Origin of the sequence: Caulobacter sp. LjRoot300, assembly GCF_964253875.1 — a bacterium.
Classification (GTDB): Bacteria; Pseudomonadota; Alphaproteobacteria; order Caulobacterales; family Caulobacteraceae; genus Caulobacter.
Window position 1 is genome coordinate 75,605 of sequence record NZ_CAXUSA020000009.1, and the last position, 14,874, is coordinate 90,478.

Sequence of the window (14,874 nt, forward strand, 5' to 3'; positions counted from 1 at the left end):
CACTAGGATTCGACGGAATGGCGGAGATGATGGCCGCCCCTGGAGTTTGCGCTTTCGTGCTGGACCAAGTTCACCAAGACGCCCTGGCCGGCCTGGTCGGTCCCGGCGGCCTGATCCTCGATCCGGCCGACCGCGCCGCCTACGAGACCCCGGCCCGCTACGCCGGCGGGACGGCGGCGGCGGTCGTCCGCCCGGCCACCACGGCGCAGGTCTCGGCGGTGGTCGGCTACTGCGTGCGCCACGGCCTGAAGTTCGTCCCGCAGGGCGCCAATACCGGCCTGGCCGAGGGCTCGACCCCGGACGCCAGCGGGACGCACCTGGTGCTGTCGCTGGACCGCCTGGCCGCGCCGCTGGAGATCGACGTCGCCGACCGCACGGCCACGGTCGGAGCCGGCGTGCGGCTGTCGGCGCTGAACGCGGCGCTGGAGCCGCACGGCCTGTTCCTGCCCATCGACCTGGGCGCCGACCCCACCCTGGGCGGCATGGCCGCCACCAACACCGGCGGGGCGCGGTTCCTGCGCTATGGCGACATGCGCCGTCACGTCCTGGGCCTGGAAGTGGTGCTGGCCGACGCGGCCGGCACGACGCTCCAGCTCTCGCACGGCCTGCGCAAGGACAACGCCGCCGTCGCCCTGCGCCAGCTGTTCGTCGGCGGTTGCGGCGCGTTCGGGATCATCACGGGGGTCACCGTCGAGGTTCACCACCGCCCCCGCCAGACCGCCGCCGCCCTGCTGGTCCCGCGCGACATCGAGGCGGTCCTGCCGCTGCTGCAGGCCTTCGAGGTCCAGGCGGGCTCGACCCTGACCGCGTTCGAGGGCCTGTCGAAGGCGGCCATGGTCCGGGCCATCGACCACGTGCCGTCGCTGAGCAACCCGTTCGCCGGCGGCGTTCCCGACTACGCCGTGCTGGTCGAGCTGACCCGGACCTGGGCCCCGCGCGAGGGCGAGGCGTCGCTGGACGAGGTGCTGCAGCAGGTCGCCGGCGACCTGCTGGAACAGGACGACGGGCCGCTGGTCGACGCCCTGTTCGGCCCGGTCGAGAAGATGTGGGCCCTGCGCCATGCGCTGTCGGAAGGCCTGCGGGCCAGCGGGCCGGTCGTCGGCTTCGACCTCAGCTTCCGCCGCCGCGACCTGGCCCGCTTCCGCCGCGAGGCCGTGCTGATGCTGGAGGCCGACTTTCCCGACTACGCCCTGTGCGACTTCGGCCACGTGGCCGACGGCGGGGTGCACTTCAACCTGGTCGGGCCCGCCGACAAGGCCCGCCGCGCGGCCCTGCGCGAGGCGGTGCTGACCCTGGCCATCGACGGCTTCGGCGCCAGCTTCAGCGGCGAGCACGGCCTGGGCCGGGCGTTCCAGGACGCCTACGACCGCTTCACGCCGCGCCTCGTCCAGGACTACAGCGCGGCGGTGGCGGCGGTGTTCGGGACGGGGTCTGCCAGCGTGCGGTTGGGGCCGGGTTTAAAGTCATGAGCTTTCCTCCTAACACCGCTCATCCCGGCGAATGCCGGGACCCAGATGGAATGGCTTTGAGGCGGGCTCCTCGAACTCAGAGCTGATCCAGCCCGACACAGCGCCACAGGATCTGGGTCCCGGCATTCGCCGGGATGAGCGGACCGAAAATAAGATCAGATTGCTAGGACTGCCCCATGACCACCGTCCCCTCCGCCGTCGCCGAAGCCCGCGCGATCCTGCAACGCCTGGGCGTCGCCACCGCCCTCGACGACGGGACCCTGGCCGCGCGCTCGCCGGTCACCGGCGAGATCCTGGCCAGCCTCCCCGAGCACACCCCCGTCCAGGCCGCGGCCGCCATCGACGCCGCCCACCAGGCCTATCTCGCCTGGCGCCAGGTCCCCGCCCCGCGGCGCGGCGAGCTGGTCCGCCTGCTGGGCGAGGAGCTGCGCGCCGCCAAGACCGACCTGGCCGCCCTGGTCACCCTGGAGGCCGGCAAGGTGGTCTCCGAGGGCCTGGGCGAGGTGCAGGAGATGATCGACATCTGCGACTACGCCGTGGGCCTGTCGCGCCAGCTGTTCGGCCTGACGATAGCGAGCGAACGTCCTGATCACCGAATGATGGAGACCTGGCGCCCGCTGGGCGTGGTCGGGGTGATCAGCGCCTTCAACTTCCCGGTCGCCGTCTGGTCGTGGAACGCGGCCCTGGCCCTGGTCTGCGGCGACAGCGTGGTGTGGAAGCCGTCCGAGAAGACCCCGCTGGTCGCCCTGGCCACCCAGGCCCTGTTCGCGCGCGCCGCCGCCAAGTTCGGCCCGGACGCGCCTTCCGGCCTGTCCACCCTGCTGATCGGCGGCCGCGAAGTAGGCGAGGCCCTGGTCGACCATCCGAAGGTCCCGCTGGTCTCGGCCACCGGCTCGACGGCCATGGGCCGGACGGTGGGGCCGAGGCTGGCCGCCCGCTTCGCCCGCGCCCTGCTGGAGCTGGGCGGCAACAACGCCGCCATCGTCGCGCCGTCGGCCGACCTGGACCTGACCCTGCGCGGCGTGGCCTTCGCGGCCATGGGCACGGCCGGCCAGCGCTGCACCACCCTGCGCCGGCTGTTCGTGCACGACAGCGTCTATGACCTCTTCGTCGGCCGGCTGAAGATCGCCTATCCCTCGGTGCCGGTCGGCGACCCGCGCGCGGCGGGCGTTCTGGTCGGCCCGCTGATCGACAAGGCCGCGTTCGACGCCATGCAGTCGGCGCTCGACCAAGCCCGCGCGGCCGGCGGCCGGGTGGTCGGCGGCGAGCGCGTCGATATCGCCGGGCCGGACGCCTTCTATGTCGCCCCGGCCCTGGTCGAGATCGACCACCAGGCCGAGATCGTGAAGGCCGAGACCTTCGCCCCCATCCTCTATGTGATGCGCTACACCGAACTGGCCGACGCCATCGCCGCCCAGAACGACGTTGCCCAAGGCCTGTCGTCGTCGATCTTCACGCTGAACCTTCGCGAGGCCGAGCTGTTCCTGTCGGCCCAGGGCAGCGACTGCGGCATCGCCAACGTCAATATCGGCCCCTCAGGCGCGGAGATCGGCGGGGCGTTCGGCGGCGAGAAGGAGACCGGCGGCGGCCGCGAAGCCGGCTCCGACAGCTGGAGGGCCTATATGCGCCGCGCCACCAACACCGTGAACTACGGGACCACCCTGCCGCTGGCGCAGGGGGTCACGTTCGACGTCTAGGGCCGCTAATGCCGACTGCTTCCCCAGAGTTGTCATCCCGGAAAGCGCGCAGCGCTTGTCCGGGACCCAGGTGAACCGCAAGGGCCTTCGCCCAGTCCCCTGGGTCCCGGACAGCCCCTGCGGGGCTTCCGGGATGACAACGTTTTTGACCTTTGGATTTAGAACCGGACCGCCCCATGCCCCATCTCTCCACCCTCGTCGCCTCGGCCGTCGGCCAGAAGGCCGCCGCCGCGATCCTCGACGTGCTGGACATCGCCCCGCCCCTGGCGGCCGAGACGGACGGCCCGGTGTCGCGCGCGGTGTTCGCCATGGCGCTGAACGCGGTGCTGTTCCACGACATCATGGGTCGCGTGCCCTTGGGCGCGGCCTATGTGTCCGAGCGACGCGCGGCGGGCCGCAAGGTGCTGTTCGACCACGGCGCCCTGCGCACGATCGATTTCGGCGAGGGCCCGACCGGCGCCCTGCCCGCCGGCTGCCTGGCCTTCGCGCGGATCCTGGAGCCCCTGGGCTACGCCGTCGCCGACCTCTATCCGCTGGACCGGCTGAAGATGACCGGCCGGGCCTACGCCCATCTGGACCATCCCGAGGCGATCCCGCAGTTCTTCGTCAGCGAGCTGCATGTCGAACGCTTCTCGCCGGCCTTCCAGGTGATCGCCCACGCGGTGTTCGACTCCACGGCCGACGTGCTGGGCGTGGAGGCCCAGCGGGCCCTGGCCGCCTTCGCCACCGAGGGGTCCTGCGACCTGGACGCGGCCCGCGCCGCCCTGCCCCAGCTGGTCGCCGCCTTCGCGCGCACCCACGGCGCCTTGCGGCTGGAGCACTACCGGGCCCTGCTGGCCGAGTCGGCCGAGGCCGCCTGGATCGCCACCGAGGGCCAGGCCTTCAACCACGCCACCGACCGGGTGCCCGACGTCGAGGCGGTGGCCGACGCCCAGAAGGCCCTGGGCCGGCCGGTCAAGGACGCCGTCGAGGTCTCCGCCTCCGGCCGCGTGCGCCAGACCGCCTTCAAGGCCCAGCCGGTGGAGCGGACCTTCATCGTCGACACCGCCGACGGCGCGGGCGAGGTGACCCTGACCGTGCCGGGCTCGTTCCACGAGTTCATCTCGCGCGATCACTATGCGGACGAGGCCGGCGTGCAGCGCCTGGACCTGCGCTTCGACAGCGCCAACGCCCAGGGCATCTTCAAGATGACCCGGACGGGCTGAACCGGCGTCCCGCCCAAAAAGCAACAGGCGCGGACATGCCGCGCCTGCCAGGCTTTCGCCGTCGTCGCCCCGCCTTAGTGTTCGGGGCCGATGAAGGTGTAGTCGCCCATCGGAACGCGGACCGGCTGGCCCGAGACGAGGGCGTCGAAGTCGCCCACCAGCCGGGCGGCGTGGGGGTGATAGGGGTGGCCGACCGGCAGCACCCAGTACTTGTAGAAGGTCACGGACGAGCCCGGCGGCAACTTGCCGAACCGCACCGCCAGTTCGCCGACGTGATGCGGGGGCGCCACGATCTCGGCGCTGACCACCTGGTAGTCGTTGGTGATCGCCGCCTCGGTCGCTTTCAGCAGCCCGTCGACCGCCAGCGACACCTTGGCGCCGTTGCCCACCTGATGGCAGTGGGCCTCGAAGACGAAGCGTTCGGCGCTGTCGTCCTGATTGTAGAACTTCAGGAACGCCTCGCCGGTGGTGGAGACGTCGAGATTGTGCCAGCCGGCCGCGCCATTGCACTGCAGCCAGGTCGCCGAGTCCCAGTTGCCCTGCCCGCCGTCGGGTTTGTTGGAGAAATACTCCGACGCCGCGGCCGTGATCATGCAGTAGTGGCCCGTGCCGGGGAAGTTGACGCCGAACGCCAGACTGCTGGCCGACCGGGTTCCCGGGACCAGGGTCTGGCCGCCGTTGATGTCGACGAGCGGCGAGCTTTCCAGCTGGTCGTCAAAGGTGAAGACCTGGATCCAGCTGCTGGGCGGCGGCACGAAGCCGGCGTCGGTGTAGTACATCCGCACCGTCGGCTGGGTGATCGGCACGCCGATGTTCAGGCTCTGGGACCGGCCGTAGGCGTAGTTCTTCAGCGTCGGCTTCGGACCCCAGGTGTCCTGGTTCCAGTTCGTGATGATCAGGCGGGGGATCATCGGCGAGGAGCCATTGACCAGCACGTCGGGACTGGCGGTCAACGCACCCTGCTTGGGGATCTCGCCGCTGTTGGCCATGTTGCCGCGAACGAACAGGCCGTACCAGCGCGAGAAGGCGAACTGGGCCGCATTGGTCGCGTCCGACAGATTGACCCCGATCGCGGCGCTCAGGTCGTTGGCCAGTTGGGTGACCGACATCCGCTGGCCGTCGCCGGGCAGGGCGGCCCAGTAGCTGTCGGCGTACAGGGCGCCGACGATAGTGGCCAGCGAGCCCAGGTCGAACGGCGGCCTCCAGTCCAGATACAGGTTCTGGATCGCCGTGGTCGCGTCGTCGCCCGCGGTGAAATACTTCAGGCCCTTGTCCCAGTAGACCTGGGAAATGCCCACGGCAGCGGCGTCAGCGGCATCATATGCCATCGCTTACTCTCCCTGATGATTTGGTGGATTTGCCGCCCCGGAGGCTTGGCTCCTTCGCGGCTTTCCGGTGTGTTGTTTGAGGTACGCCACTTATGCTTGTGTGAGCCAGAAACACCCGCAAGGCGGTGCATAAATGCACTCTTTAGGTCATATCCGCTATTATTCATCTTTAAGGTGTATTCGCGCTCAAACAGTCGTCGAAGGCTGTCCGGCCTTGGCCCGAGCGGCGCGACAATGGGAACTTGGGCCGAGGACGGCCCGAGCCGCCGTCCCGGACTCACGGCCTGGACGCCGCCTGAGATCCTACGTCTCCAGCGCGCTCGCGATCGCCATGCGCAGCTGGTGGTCCGACACTGGCTTGAACAGCACGCCGGCGGGGTGGTCCTCGTAGATGCGGGCTATGGTCGACTGTTCGCGCGAGCCGGTGATGAAGATCACCTTCGAGCCGACCTCGGCGTGGATGGCCATGGCCGCATCGACGCCGTCCTTCTCGCCGCGCAGCCGCATGTCCATCAGCACCACCTCGGGCCGGTGCATCATGGCCAGGGCCAGGGCCTCGTCGGCGCTGGTGGCCGTGCCGCAGACGGCCAGGTCCATGTCCTCGACCTGCAGGCGCAGGCCCTCGGCGATCAGGAACTCGTCGTCGACGACCAGCACCGTGGACTTGTTGAGCGTCAAGGCGTTCATGCGGCCACCGGGCCGGCCAGGGGCGCGGCGACGCGGATCTCGCTGCGGGTGAGGCCCAGCTTGCTCTCGACCATGATCGTTCCCTGCAGCTGCGCGACCAGCCCCTTGATGATCGACGAGCCCAGCGCGACGTTCGAGCCATCCGGCCGGGGCGGTTCGCCCTCATAGCCCTTGCCGTTGTCGGCCACGACCAGCAGCAGCTCGCCGTCGCCGGCGCGGCTGAGCTTGACCGCGATCTCGCCGCCGCCGTCGGGAAAGGCGTGCTTGAGCGAATTGGTGACCAGCTCGTTGACCAGCAGCCCCAGCGGAATGGCGAAGTCCAGGCCCACGTCCAGCGGGATGGCCTCGACCGACAAGGCAACGCCGCCGCCGGCCCCGCCGTCGACGATGTTGCTGGACAGCTCGCCCAGGAAGGGGGCGACGTCGAAGGTCTTCAGGTCGCTGGAGCTCATCAGCTGCTGGTGCACCAGGCCCAGGGCGAAGATCCGGTCGCGCAGCCCGCGCAGCGCCTTGCGGGCGTCGGGATCGGTCATTTGGCGCGACTGCATGACCAGCAGGCCGTCGACCATCTGCAGGTTGTTCTTCACCCGGTGATAGACCTCGCGCAGCAGCAGGTCGCGCTGGGCCAGGGTGGCCTTCTGCTCCTCGACCACCCGCCCCAGCTCGGCGGTGCGTTCCTCGACCCGGCGTTCCAACTCGGCGGCGGATGGCAGGGCGGCGAGCTTGGGCAGCAGCGGCCACAGCAGGGCCGCCGTGGCGATCGACAGGATGGCGGTGACCAGCTTGATCAGGCCCTCGATCCCGTAGGCGGGAACCCACAGGGTGAGGATGGCCATCAGGTGGGTCGTGCCGCAGGCCAGGATGAAGGCCACGAACAGGTACGCCACCCAGCCGTACCTGATGTCCGGGCGCATCCTAAGGAAGGCGGCGATCGCCAGCGGAATCGACAGATAGGCCAGGCCGATGACCATGTCGGATCCGGCGTGCAGGGCCACCAGTCCCGGGGACCAGCTCAGGCAGAAGCCGTGAGGCGTCAGCCCCGTCGGATTGAGCAGCCAGTCGAGCAGCGACATGTCCACGTTCCCCGCGCCGCCACGGCCGTATCAACGGCGCCGGAGTCGCCTCCCGCATGAAGGCAGAAAAACAACGGCTCAGGTAGCGCTTTCGAACATCATTCGAGGGGCGTGGCGGCGGCGCTTCGAAAACGGAAGAAGGCCGGCTGGCTCCGCGGGGAGGAGCCAGCCGGCCTTCGGCGGCGCGGTTCCGGGGAGGGGCGGAACCGCCCCGCGGGGGCGTCCGCCTAGCCGAACAGCTTGGCGGCGGTCTTGGCCACCAGTTCGCCCTGGTGGCGGGCGCCGGCCAGCTCCAGTTCGCTGGGCTGGCGCGAACCGTCCGCGCCGGCGACGGTGGTGGCGCCATAGGGCGCGCCGCCGGTGATCTCCTCGATGGTCATCTGGCCCTGGTGGCTGTAGGGCAGGCCGACGATGACCATGCCGAAGTGCAGCAGGTTGGTGATGATCGAGAACAGGGTGGTCTCGTTGCCGCCGTGCTGGGTGGCCGACGAGGTGAAGGCGCCGCCCACCTTGCCGTTCAGGGCGCCGCGGGCCCACAGGCCGCCGGCCTGATCGAGGAAGCTGGCCATCTGCGCGTTCATGCGGCCAAAGCGGGTGCCGGCGCCGACGATGATGGCGTCGTAGTTTTCCAGATCGCCGATCGTCGCGATCGGGGCGGCCTGGTCCAGCTTGAAGTGGGAGGCCTTGGCGATCGCTTCGGGAACGGTTTCGGGGACGCGCTTGACGTCGACCGTGGCGCCGGCGGCGCGGGCGCCCTCGGCGACGGCGTTGGCCATCGTCTCGATGTGGCCGTAGGCGGAATGGTAGAGCACGAGAACCTTGGCCATGACGGCCTCCTTGATGGGTCTGGGAAAGGGTTGCGGTTGGGGACAGGCGCATGCGCCTGTCCCCGGTCCAGGTATCGATTAGGCGGCGTCGACGAGCACCAGCTCGGCGTCCTCCAACGCTTTCACGCGGATGACGGCCTCGTCTTGGATGGCCGCGCCATCGCGGGCGTTCAAAGCCACGCCGTTGACCTCGACCTTGCCGGTCGAGGGCACCAGGTAGCCCTTGCGGTCGGCGCCGATGGCGTACTCGGTGGTTTCACCGGCCTTCAGCGTCGCGCCCAGCACCCGGGCGTCGGTGCGGATCGGCAGGGCGTCGGTGTCGCCGTCGAAGCCGCTGGCCAGGGCCACGAACTTGCCGCTGCGGTCGCCCTTGGGGAAGGGCTTGGCGCCCCAGGCCGGGCCTTCGCCGCGCCTGTTGGGGACGATCCAGATCTGGAAGATCTTGGTCGCGGTGTCCTCGAGATTGTACTCGGAGTGGCGGATGCCGGTGCCGGCGCTCATCACCTGGACGTCGCCCGCCTCGGTGCGGCCCTTGTTGCCCAGGCTGTCCTGGTGGGTGATCGCGCCTTCGCGGACATAGGTGATGATCTCCATGTCGGCGTGCGGATGGGGCGGGAAGCCCGTGCCGGCCGCGATGGTGTCGTCGTTCCACACTCGCAGGGCGCCGTGGTGGACGCGGCCCGGGTCGTGGTAGTCGGCGAACGAGAAGTGGTGCTTGGCGTCCAGCCAACCATGGTTGGCGCCGCCCAGGCTGTCGAAGGTTCGAACGTCGATCATCTCGGTCTCCTGAGAGCATCTTGAAGGAGAAGGCCGGGGCGGCCGTCTCTGTTGAGGAGAAGATGGCCTCTTGCGCCGCGCTCCGAAATGGAAATGATCGAAACAGACCGTTTCTAAAATCGCGCTAATAATTTCCGCTCATCCCGGCGAATGCCGGGACCCAGATCCTGTGGCGGTGAGGATGATTGGAGTGGCTCCGAGCTTTTGGCGTCAGCCCCACGGCCATTCCATCTGGATCCCGGCATTCGCCGGGAAGAGCGGAGGCTGAGGCAGAGGATGAGACAACACCCATGAAGCTCCCCGACTTCGAGGCCTGGGCGGTGTTCGCCAAGGTGGCCGAGACCGGCTCATTCGTCGGGGCGGCCGAGCAGTTGGTCCTGTCCAAGGCCACCGTCTCCAAGGCCGTCTCGCGGCTGGAGACCCGGCTGGGCGCGTCGCTGTTCCACCGGACCTCGCGGCGGCTGTCCCTGACCGAGGCCGGCCGCGCCTCGCTGCATCGCGCCGCTCATATCCTGCAGGAAGGCGAGGCGCTGGAGGCCGAGGCTTCGGCCCAGTCGGCCACGCCGCGCGGCCTGGTGCGGATGGCCGCGCCGATGTCGTTCGGGATCGCCCACCTGGGACCGGCCCTGCCGGACTTCTTCGCCCTCTATCCGGAGGTGGCGGTCGAGCTGTCGCTGTCGGACCAGCTGGTCGACATCGTCGAGGAGGGCTTTGACCTGGCCCTGCGGATCTCGGCCCTAGAGGATTCCAGCCTGCTGGCCCGGCGCCTGTGCCCGGTGCGGGTGATGCTGGTCGGCTCACCGGCCTATTTCGACAAGCATGGCCGGCCCGGCCATCCCAAGGACCTGACCGCCCATCGCGGCCTGTTCTACACCGGCGGCCGGTCCCGCGACGCCTGGCGGTTCGAGCACGCCGAGCACGGACAGTATGCGGTCAGCGTGCCCTCGCCCCTGCGGGTCAACAACGCCGACATCCTGCGACCCTCGCTGCTGGCCGGCCTGGGCCTGGCCATGCAGCCGGACTTCCTGTGCTGGGAGGACGTCAAAAGCGGCCTGCTGGAGGAGGCGCTGCCCGACTGGGCGCCGCCGCCGATCGCCATGCACCTGGTCACCCCGCCCAGCACGATCCGGCCGGCGCGCGTGGAGGTGCTGATCGCCTTCCTGGCCAAGCGGATGGCCAAGGCGCCGTGGGCGGTTTGATGCTCCCCCTCTGGGGGAGCTGTCGCGTAAGCGACTGAGGGGGCCAGCGCGGCGGCTCCCCCTCCGGCCCTACGGGCCACCTCCCCCAGAGGGGGAGGATCAGGCCATCTCGTGCTTGTCGCTCAGGCATTCGCCGATGGCGCGGGCGCAGCCCGGCAAGCCCAGGGCGCCGATGAACGACATGGCGACAGCGCAGACCAGCATCACGGGTTGGAAGAAACGCATGCGAAAATCTCCACAGGCCAGTTCGTTCGGAAGGCGAGTTTCAACCCAGATAAGGCTGAAGCTTGACGTTTGTTCCTGCGAACCTTGGGTCCACGTCGGAAAAGCTCAGCATGCGGCAGATATGTCTCACCCGTATGTCAGTCTCCCAACGCATAGGCGACACGAGCGGCTTCAATCCGGACCAGTTTTTCTTCGAGCGGCGACCAGTCGTCGGCCTGCGCGATCGGCGCCCACAGGGCCTCGACCTCGTCGATCAGCATCTCCTCCGGCTCCAGGACCTTGAAAACGGGGCTTTCCAGGCGATCGGGGCGATCGGGTTCGAATCCCGACAGCAGGCGGCGGAAGTCGAGGAAGGCTTCCTGGCCGTAGAGCTCGGCGCGTGGACCGGCCAAGGCGCGGGCCTCCGACGCCTCGCCGCCGAACCAGTCGAAGAAGAAAGGCTCCCAACGCAACGGGTCGCCGCCGGCGGCCAGCGCCACGAAGGCGGCCTGCACCAGGGCGATGTCCGCCTCGGCCGAGCGGCTCTTCAGGCCCAGGCGGTCCAGCATCGCCGCGCGCAGGGCGTCGCGATAGAGGTCCGAGAAGGTGTTCAGCGCCGCGATCAGGCCGGCGTCGTCGGTGACCAGGGCCAGGCAGCCGGCCAGCTGCTGCAGGTTCCAGAACACCGTCTCGGGCTGGCGGCCGAAGCTGTAGAGGCCCGAATGGTCGAAATAGGCGGCTGTGAAGTTCGGGTCGTTATGGGGCAGGAACCGCCAGGGCCCGTAGTCGAAGCTCTCGCCCGTCACCACCATGTTGTCGGTGTTGAGCACCCCGTGCACGAAGCCGGCGGCCATCCAGCGGGCCAGCAGCCGGGCGCTGGCGGCGACCGCCTGCTCCAGCAGCACCCTGGGCCGATCCGGCTGGTCGGCGACGGCGGGGAAATAGGTCTCCACCGCGTGGTCGACCAGGGCGACGATGTTGTCGGGCCGCTCCAGGAAGGCCTGGCGCTGGAAGGTCCCGAACCGGATGTGGCTGTGCGACAGGCGGGTCAGCACGGCCGAGCGGGTGGGGCTGGGCTCGTCGCCGCGCACCAGGGCCTCGCCCGTCTCGACCAGGGAGAAGGCGCGGGAGGTCGGAACGCCCAGGGCCTCCAGCATCGCGGCCGCCAGGATCTCGCGCACCCCGCCCTTCAGGGTCAGCCGCCCGTCGCCGGCCCGCGACCACGGCGTCTGGCCCGAGCCCTTGGTGGCCAGGTCCAGCAGCCTGCCGCTTCCCTGTTCGCGCAGCTGGGCGAACAGGAAGCCGCGCCCGTCGCCCAGGTCGGGGTTGTAGCTGCGGAACTGATGGCCGTGATAGCGCATGGCCAGCGGTCCGGGCTGGTTGTCCGGCAGCGGGGCAAAACGGGCGAAGTGAGCCAGCCATTCGACGTCGGTCAGGCCCTCCAGCCCCACGCTGGCCGCCGCGCGGTCATTGCGGAACCGCAGGATCGTTTCGGGGAAGTCGGCGGGGGCCACCGGGTCGGCGAACTCCGCCCCCAAGCGCATGAAGACCGGATCGGGGCGATAGGCGGCGGAGACGGGCATGGCGCGGACATGAGCCGCCCGGCCGTCCGACGCAAGCGCTCCGACCTCATTTGAAGGCTGGCGGAAGGTTGGGGATGCTCGCGGAACGCTGTCGCTTCCGCGCAACAGCCGTTCTCGAACCTTTAATCCATAAGGTTTTTCCTTGCCGAGACACCAGCGGAACCGTAACCCTTGCGTGTCAATTCGAACAATCGTTCGGGTCACGACCAAATCAAAAGGCCGGGGCGGTGCAAGCGCTCAGGCCATAAAACGAACCGAGGTAGGAAATGCGCTTTACTCAGGTGCTTTGCGGCACGGCGTCCGCCGTCGTGCTCGCCGGTCTGACCCCTCTGGCGGCTCAGGCCCAAACCGCCGCCCAGGACACCGAAATCCCCACCGTCGACAGCATCGTCGTCACCGCCCAGAAGCGCGAGCAGAACCTGCAGGACGTGCCCGTGGTGGTCACCGCCGTCGGCGCCAAGCTGCTGCAGGACACCGGCGTCAAGGACATCAAGGACCTGACGATCCTGACCCCCGGCCTGACCGTGACCTCGACCTCGTCGGAAGCCTCGACCACCGCCCGCATCCGCGGCGTCGGCACGGTCGGCGACAACCCCGGCCTGGAAAGCTCGGTCGGCGTGGTGATCGACGGCGTCTACCGCCCGCGCAACGGCGTCGGGTTCGGCGACCTGGGCCAGATGGAGCGCATCGAGGTCCTGAAGGGCCCGCAAGGCACCCTGTTCGGCAAGAGCACCTCGGCCGGCGTCATCAACATCGTCACCAAGGAACCTGAGTTCGGCTTCGGCGCCGAGGCCGAGGCGACGATCGGCAACTTCAACGCCCACGGCCTGGCCGCCTCGGTGACCGGTCCGCTGTTCGGCACCGAGACCCTGGCCGCCCGCCTGTACGTCGCCGCCCGCGAGCGCGACGGCTACAACGACGTGATCACCGGCAAGGGCCCCAGCGACCGCGACGAAGACGCCGACCAGGGCTTCTACACCGTTCGCGCCCAACTGCTGTTCGTGCCGGACGACAAGGCCACCTTCCGGCTGATCGGCGACTACAGCAAGCGCGACGAGAACTGCTGCGGCGCCGTGCAGATCCGCACCGGCCCGACCGCCGGCATCCTGGCCCTGCTGAACGGCGGGCCGGCCCTGGCCAGCCCCGCCGATCCCTATGCCCGCGTCGCCTATTCCAACCGCGGCGCGCCGTCGTCGATCGAGGACAAGGGCGTGTCGCTGCAAGGCGTGATCGACACCGACTTCGGTCAGATCACCTCGATCTCGGCCATCCGCAACTGGCGCACCGACAACGGCCAGGACTCGGACTTCAGCACCGCCGACCTGGCCTACCGCAACAAGGACGGCACCAACTATTCCGAATTCACCACCTTCAGCCAGGAACTGCGCCTGGCGGGCCAGACCGACAAGTTCGACTGGCTGGTCGGCGCGTTCCTGGCCGACGAGCGGCTCGATAACAAGGCCAACTTCCTCTACGGCAACAACTACGAGCAGTATCTGGGCCGCCTGCTGTCGCGCTCCGCCGCCAATCCGGCCGGCATCGCCAACTTCGTCGCCCTGCTGCTGAACCGCGCGCCCAACACCAGCTTCGTCGGCGGCCAGGGCCTGCGCGACACCTACAAGCAGCGCGCCACCACCGTCGCCGGCTTCACCAACAACACCTGGCACGTGACCGACGCCTTCGACATCACCGCCGGCCTGCGCTACTCGATCGACAAGAAGGACCTGGACACCTACCAGACCACCAGCGACGGCGGCGTGGCCTGCGGCACCGCCCTTTCGCCGGCCGGCCAGGCCCGCATCGCCGGCATCGTCGGCGCGGCCAACGCCGGCACGGTGATCGGCAACCTCTGCCTGCCCTGGGCCAACCCGCTGTTCAACGGCCGCGGCACCAACCAGAAGCGCTCGGACAAGGAATGGAGCGGCACCGTCAAGGCGTCGTACCGCTTCTCGCCGGAAGTGTTCAGCTACGCCTCGTACGCCCGCGGCTACAAGGGCGGCGGCTTCAACCTGGACCGCACCCAGTCGGCCAACGGCCTGCCCTCGGGCGCGCTGGGCGTCGTGCCGATCCTGGACACCTCGTTCCCGGCCGAATTCGTCGACAGCTACGAAATCGGCCTGAAGAACACCCTGTTCAACCGCACGATCCTGTTCAACGTCACCGGCTTCTACCAGAAGTTCAGCGACTTCCAGCTGAACACCTTCCTGGGCACCTCGTTCGCGGTGCGCTCGGTCGAGGAAGTGACCTCCAAGGGCGTCGACGTCGACTTCCTGTGGTTCACCCCGGTCCACGGCCTGTCGGTGCAGAGCGGCCTCAGCTACGCCGACACCAAGTACGGCGACCAGCCGGTGGCCAACGACCCGACCAACGCCCTGGCCCTGCTGCCGGGCAGCCAGATGTCGCTGGCTCCCAAATGGTCCGCTTCGGGTTCGCTCAGCTATGAGCGCCCGGTCGGCGGCGACCTGAAGGCCCGCTTCAACATCGGCACGAAGTATTCCTCGAAGTACAACACCGGTTCCGACCTGTTCCCGCCCAAGGTCCAGAAGGCCTACACCGTGGTCAACGCCCGCCTCGGTCTGGGCGCGGCCGACGACAAGTGGACCGTCGAGCTGTGGGGCCAGAACCTGTTCAACGAGAAGTACGCCCAGGTGGCCTTCAACGGCACCCTGCAAGGCTCGTCGGGCCTGGGCCCCGCCAACAAGGTCTACCTCCCGGCGGGGGACACCATCACCTACAACGCGTTCCTGGGCGCGCCGCGCACCTATGGCCTGACCCTGCGGGCCAAGTACTAGGCCAAGACCAGACCGGCGGCGGCCTCACGGCCG

General features: G+C 69.1%; 12 protein-coding genes. 5 read left to right on the forward strand and 7 right to left on the reverse strand.

All coding sequences use genetic code 11. The features are described from left to right. Window positions 1-56: 56 nt before the first annotated feature. The 3 genes from ACSQ2G_RS22280 to ACSQ2G_RS22290 all read left to right on the forward strand — a co-directional run bounded on the left by ACSQ2G_RS22280 (window position 57) and on the right by ACSQ2G_RS22290 (window position 4,371). The gene (locus tag ACSQ2G_RS22280; RefSeq protein ID WP_436034563.1) at window positions 57-1,469 is read left to right on the forward strand and encodes an FAD-binding oxidoreductase; all 1,413 of its coding nucleotides are present in this window, start codon (window positions 57-59) and stop codon (window positions 1,467-1,469) included. Window positions 1,470-1,645: 176 nt separating this feature from the next. Then, a complete protein-coding gene (gene amaB / locus ACSQ2G_RS22285) occupies window positions 1,646-3,166 on the forward strand; it encodes an L-piperidine-6-carboxylate dehydrogenase (RefSeq protein ID WP_436034564.1) in 1,521 nt (506 codons plus the stop codon). Window positions 3,167-3,342: 176 nt separating this feature from the next. Beyond that, window positions 3,343-4,371 (forward strand): 2-oxoadipate dioxygenase/decarboxylase family protein, encoded by a 1,029-nt coding sequence (locus ACSQ2G_RS22290; RefSeq protein ID WP_436034565.1) that lies wholly within the window; start codon window positions 3,343-3,345, stop codon window positions 4,369-4,371. Between the two features lie 74 nt (window positions 4,372-4,445). Here the strand turns inward: ACSQ2G_RS22290 and ACSQ2G_RS22295 are convergent, their stop codons facing one another. The 5 genes from ACSQ2G_RS22295 to ACSQ2G_RS22315 all read right to left on the reverse strand — a co-directional run bounded on the left by ACSQ2G_RS22295 (window position 4,446) and on the right by ACSQ2G_RS22315 (window position 9,063). After that, on the reverse strand, window positions 4,446-5,699 hold the full coding sequence (locus ACSQ2G_RS22295) for a hypothetical protein (protein WP_436034566.1): 1,254 nt from the start codon (window positions 5,697-5,699) through the stop codon (window positions 4,446-4,448). 303 nt (window positions 5,700-6,002) lie between these two features. Next, a complete protein-coding gene (locus ACSQ2G_RS22300) occupies window positions 6,003-6,386 on the reverse strand; it encodes a response regulator (protein WP_436034567.1) in 384 nt (127 codons plus the stop codon). Then, window positions 6,383-7,459, reverse strand: coding sequence for a sensor histidine kinase (locus ACSQ2G_RS22305; protein WP_436034568.1), 1,077 nt, complete (start codon window positions 7,457-7,459; stop codon window positions 6,383-6,385). Before ACSQ2G_RS22305 ends, ACSQ2G_RS22300 begins: the two co-directional genes overlap by 4 nt. Before the next feature lie 227 nt (window positions 7,460-7,686). After that, the gene (wrbA, locus tag ACSQ2G_RS22310; protein WP_436034569.1) at window positions 7,687-8,286 is read right to left on the reverse strand and encodes an NAD(P)H:quinone oxidoreductase; all 600 of its coding nucleotides are present in this window, start codon (window positions 8,284-8,286) and stop codon (window positions 7,687-7,689) included. A gap of 78 nt (window positions 8,287-8,364) precedes the next feature. Continuing rightward, window positions 8,365-9,063 carry a pirin family protein gene (locus tag ACSQ2G_RS22315; RefSeq protein ID WP_436034570.1) on the reverse strand — a complete coding sequence of 233 codons (699 nt, stop codon included), beginning with the start codon at window positions 9,061-9,063 and terminating at the stop codon, window positions 8,365-8,367. A 290-nt stretch (window positions 9,064-9,353) separates the two neighbouring features. Between ACSQ2G_RS22315 and ACSQ2G_RS22320 the strand changes: the two genes are divergently transcribed. Continuing rightward, the gene (locus ACSQ2G_RS22320; protein WP_436034571.1) at window positions 9,354-10,262 is read left to right on the forward strand and encodes a LysR substrate-binding domain-containing protein; all 909 of its coding nucleotides are present in this window, start codon (window positions 9,354-9,356) and stop codon (window positions 10,260-10,262) included. 99 nt (window positions 10,263-10,361) lie between these two features. Here the strand turns inward: ACSQ2G_RS22320 and ACSQ2G_RS22325 are convergent, their stop codons facing one another. Beyond that, complete coding sequence (locus ACSQ2G_RS22325; RefSeq protein WP_007667460.1) at window positions 10,362-10,487, reverse strand: hypothetical protein; 126 nt, start codon at window positions 10,485-10,487, stop codon at window positions 10,362-10,364. Window positions 10,488-10,624: 137 nt separating this feature from the next. Then, the gene (locus ACSQ2G_RS22330; RefSeq protein ID WP_436034572.1) at window positions 10,625-12,049 is read right to left on the reverse strand and encodes a protein adenylyltransferase SelO; all 1,425 of its coding nucleotides are present in this window, start codon (window positions 12,047-12,049) and stop codon (window positions 10,625-10,627) included. A gap of 266 nt (window positions 12,050-12,315) precedes the next feature. Here ACSQ2G_RS22330 and ACSQ2G_RS22335 point away from each other — a divergent pair, with 266 nt between their 5' ends. Then, complete coding sequence (locus tag ACSQ2G_RS22335) at window positions 12,316-14,841, forward strand: TonB-dependent receptor (protein ID WP_436034573.1); 2,526 nt, start codon at window positions 12,316-12,318, stop codon at window positions 14,839-14,841. Window positions 14,842-14,874 lie beyond the last annotated feature (33 nt).